Annotated in this window: 1 protein-coding gene; it reads left to right on the top strand. The window is 60.0% G+C overall.

Annotated elements, in window-relative coordinates; all coding sequences use genetic code 11:
• Positions 1-413: 413 nt before the first annotated feature.
• Entirely contained in the window at positions 414-662 is a 249-nt protein-coding gene (locus ACE04F_RS13635; protein WP_486107437.1) for a DUF6124 family protein, read from the top strand.
• Positions 663-728: the final 66 nt, after the last annotated feature.

Below are 728 nucleotides of genomic sequence, written 5' to 3'. Positions count from 1 at the left end.
CCCAACGGGGATAAATCCCCTCGCCACAAGGTGTTCTGTAGCCGGTTTTTTTCCAGTCCCATGGGGCTGTGTTTATTCAGTTGTAGGATCCTTCGGGTTTGGGCTACGTCGTCTTGCGCCGTTGCCTACGACTACGCCAGAATCCGCCGGCTTGTGCGTCTTGAGGGCGGGCTTTACTGTTGCTCGGTCGCTGAAAATCAGCGATCGGGTTTGGTAGCCCGGTTTTCCATGTGACGCACAGCTTCACTTTCTGCGAATGCCCTTCAGCATTTGCATAATGGTGGCCATGCGTAGGGCGTCTTCGGGCGCGCCGGTGTTCATGTGGACCGGTCTACCAACCTTCGTATGGCCGCCACCCTTCGTTTGGTAGCGAGGGGTCATGGCTTCTCTAAATTCCACATGAGACTCCATCTATGTTCAAAGCAACCCCAAACCCGCCAGACACCGAACCCACCCAACTCTTCACCGTCATCAACGGCATCGAAACCGAAGCCCTGCTCGCCAACCTCAGCGAAACCCTCGCCTCGGCCAATGCCATGGTCACCGACCTGGCCTTCGACCTGGACGGCTCGCGACGCCACATTGCCCTGGGCATCCAGCAACTGATCGAACTGAGCGGGCTGCTGGCGAACCGCGCGCTGGATAACGTCGAAGCCCGCTAGCCGCCGTTACACAGCCCCCTGTGGGGGGGGGGCGGGCTCCCGCTGGCCTGCGCAGCAGGCCCAAGC

Source organism: Pseudomonas sp. AGC41 (assembly GCF_057334555.1).
Note: the sequence above shows the minus strand (reverse complement) of the source record. Positions and strands in the feature narration are given on the sequence as shown.